This window comes from Microcystis sp. LE19-41.2A, from assembly GCF_027530405.1.
In the GTDB taxonomy this organism is placed as follows: domain Bacteria; phylum Cyanobacteriota; class Cyanobacteriia; order Cyanobacteriales; family Microcystaceae; genus Microcystis; species Microcystis aeruginosa.
Genome location: NZ_JAPZQJ010000292.1, coordinates 1 through 2,762 on the forward strand (window position 1 = coordinate 1; position 2,762 = coordinate 2,762).

5 protein-coding genes and 2 pseudogenes are annotated in these 2,762 nt (G+C 37.8%); all 7 read right to left on the minus strand.

All coding sequences use genetic code 11. The annotated features are described in order from the left end of the window. Positions 1–391: 391 nt before the first annotated feature. Positions 392–571 (minus strand): annotated as a pseudogene (locus tag O9290_RS12550) (HNH endonuclease); the annotation flags it as partial. Beyond that, positions 568–960: a hypothetical protein gene (locus tag O9290_RS12555; protein ID WP_002758025.1), complete on the minus strand. Its 393-nt coding sequence runs from the start codon at positions 958–960 to the stop codon at positions 568–570. The pseudogene O9290_RS12550 and the gene O9290_RS12555, both read right to left, overlap by 4 nt. Before the next feature lie 19 nt (positions 961–979). After that, positions 980–1,090: an anacyclamide/piricyclamide family prenylated cyclic peptide gene (locus tag O9290_RS12560; RefSeq protein ID WP_071822769.1), complete on the minus strand. Its 111-nt coding sequence runs from the start codon at positions 1,088–1,090 to the stop codon at positions 980–982. 221 nt (positions 1,091–1,311) lie between these two features. Next, positions 1,312–1,638, minus strand: a complete 327-nt coding sequence (locus O9290_RS12565; protein ID WP_288058874.1) for a type II toxin-antitoxin system RelE/ParE family toxin — start codon at positions 1,636–1,638, stop codon at positions 1,312–1,314. Between the two features lie 163 nt (positions 1,639–1,801). After that, a complete protein-coding gene (locus O9290_RS12570) occupies positions 1,802–2,086 on the minus strand; it encodes a ribbon-helix-helix domain-containing protein (RefSeq protein ID WP_288058876.1) in 285 nt (94 codons plus the stop codon). Between the two features lie 108 nt (positions 2,087–2,194). Then, positions 2,195–2,410: pseudogene (locus O9290_RS28200) on the minus strand (hypothetical protein). 69 nt (positions 2,411–2,479) lie between these two features. Then, the coding region (locus tag O9290_RS12575) for a DUF2887 domain-containing protein (protein ID WP_288087115.1) at positions 2,480–2,762 on the minus strand (283 nt) is incomplete at its 5' end.

Here is a 2,762-nt window from a genome sequence, read left to right on the forward strand (position 1 = left end):
AATCCTTATCTGGCAAGAGACTTAATTGATTAGTTCGCTCTAGATCAAAAATAATTGACAAAAATCGCCAAATGCCTTTCTATATAAGGGTTCCATCCCTTATAACCCCCGTCCATTGCATAACAAAAACCGAAGAACCAGATTCCGTCTGCAAATCAGGTGGATGCCAACCAGCTTTAACCCAATTTTTACGCACAATAACAGCCAGATTACTATTTAATCTTAAAGCTACAATTGTTGCTCGACCACAAGCCGTTACTCCCATAATTTCCGTTCCCTCTTGAGTCCAAGTACAATGTTCTTGCCATTTTTGAAGGCGAGGATTAAATAAGGAAACCAACACCTCATATTTGGGATCAATAGCCTCAGTTTGAATCCATTTATATTGATTACATAATTCACAAGCTAAACATAAATTATCTTCTGTATTAGCACCACCTTTAGCTAAAGGTTGGATATGATCAATTTGTAATCTCCTCATAATATAATCTTGGTGAATTAGGCAATATTCACAGCGATTTCCTGCCCGTTGTTTAACTTTTTGGCGTAAGGTTTCTATGAGAAAACTCATGGTATTAAAGGCTCTCTCAAACCTCGTTTAACGGCTTCAGCTAAGGCTATTGACTTTCTTAATTGTCCCATTTGGTAAATTGAGATTAAAACTAATAATTCATAGCCTTCGGCTTCGGTTAAGCCCGTATTTTTTCCCTTAGCTTGTAACTCTCCCAAGCGTTGATTTTGAACAGCATCCATTTTTGAATTAGCTAATTCAATAATTTCGGAATCTAAAAGATGGGAAACTTCAAGATGATTGCCCACAGCTGAGAGATTATTAAAGGTAGGCAAAATGATTTCTAAGGTATCAATTAAAACCTCTGATAACTCTCGTTCTGTAGCCTTTCCTAAACATTGGGCTGATTCAACTAAACTGACGGGTAAATCAATAGTAATTTGAGTCATTTGTCTAAGGAGTATTGAACTAATTGTGCAGCGAAGTGATCGCAATCGCATTACCATCACGAGAGACGGTAGCGGTATTTTCCTGTTGGACAGGAGCAGCATTGCGGGGTGTCAGTTTTTTAGTTTTCATGGGGTAAGTCCTCCAATCATTTTGATCTGCTCTCTTTATACCTAATTTTGTCTCAGATTCAAAAGTTTTATTCTGAGTTTTTATCTATCTTTGTTATAGTTTTTTATCTCTGTTCAATGTTATTACAGTTTTTCTGTTTAAATTTCCCGAAGAAAAAAAAACACCAGATGCTATTGGGGAGCAGGGAAGAATGATACCCTTAGATGGATGCGATCGCTTTCTTAATCAACATCAAACATAGCATCTAAATCTCTATATCCATTCACGACTCTTGCGATTTCAATTCCGTTTTCAAGAGGAAAATAAAAGATTAGATAATCTTCTACAGGAAAACTTCGTAAGCTAGGGATTAACTCATCGCGCCTACGTCCCAGATTGGGGAATTTAGCTAATTTTTTACAAGCCTGTTGGATTTTTTCTTTTAAAATTCTAGCAGCTTGCGGATTTTTCCCAGCCAAGTAACTATTAACTTGCTTTAAATCCAATCTAGCTGAGGGTGAGAAAATAATCGGCTCTTCGTTACTTGGTATGGTTCGATAGGGGGGCATAAATCGACTAAATCCTTATCTGGCAAGAGTTCTATTGATTAGTTTGTTCTAGCTCGAAAACAATTGACAAAAATCGCATCAATGTCCTTCTCTATAAGGGTTTCATCCCTTATAACTCCGTCCATTGCATAGCACAAACCGAAGAACCAAATAATCTTTGACATTATTTCTGACTCATTGGGAAAACTTTAGCCTCTATTTGTTGTAAATCTTCTTCTAATTCTGAAAAAACCTCTTCGCCATTAATTCCTTCCTGTCGTCTTAATTCCTCAACGCCAATCATAACTTCCCGTTTCAATTCTTCAAATCTTTCTCGGTAAATTCTGTCTCTTTCTGCCAATAAACGCAATCCCTCTTGAATAACGGCTAAATCATCTTGATATTTTCCTGTTTTAATTTGTTGAGCAATCAAATCTTCTATTTCCGGTGTCAGTTGGATAGTGTTCATCGCTTCTCCATAATTACTTTTATATCATCCTAGCTGAGTATTATAGCGCAGACTTTTTAGCATCTTATAATTTTAACAGATTTTGGACAGACTGCGAGATAGACGGGTTCATCTCCCTGAACCTAAATCTTCTAGCACTCGTGAGCCGGAAAAGGGAGACAGCAGAAGAGCAAAAGCAAAAACCCGTACTCCCTTGCTCCCCCTCGGCTCTTCTGGTTTCTGTGTGGAAACGAGGTCTATACTGATAGTTTCTTCGACAAAATAGTCCTAAAAGTGTTGCCCGATAAGCATTTCACGATTACATAAGCAAAAATTATCACACAAAGTCGAGAAGAGCCCCCCCTCTCCCCTGCTCCCCGCTTCTTCACCCCCCGAAGCAATCTCTCAAAAGTTTTAATTGTTCTGATTAGTAATAAATTGACGAACAATCTCAACTCTTAGATTTAATTCCCGTGCAATTTGTTCTTCATTAAGTCCCCACCTAACCAGAAGGGGAATTGTTTCTAATTTCCCTTCAAGCTTCCCTTCAAGTTTCCCTTCAAGTTTCCCCTCTTCCTTAGCTTCTTGATAAAACTTGGTTTGTTTCCATTCCGTGAGATTAAACATGGCTTCTAACTCCTGGCGACTTTTCTGCGGAAATTTGTAGATAATAATCTTCTCGATTAACTCGATAACA

Bases quoted from the DNA above. Each gene is read 5' to 3' on its own strand.
- O9290_RS12555 (WP_002758025.1), bottom strand. From the start codon at position 960: ATGACTCAAATTACTATTGATTTACCCGTCAGTTTAGTTGAATCAGCC.
- O9290_RS12560 (WP_071822769.1), bottom strand. From the start codon at position 1,090: ATGAAAACTAAAAAACTGACACCCCGCAATGCTGCTCCTGTCCAACAG.
- O9290_RS12565 (WP_288058874.1), bottom strand. From the start codon at position 1,638: ATGCCCCCCTATCGAACCATACCAAGTAACGAAGAGCCGATTATTTTC.
- O9290_RS12570 (WP_288058876.1), bottom strand. From the start codon at position 2,086: ATGAACACTATCCAACTGACACCGGAAATAGAAGATTTGATTGCTCAA.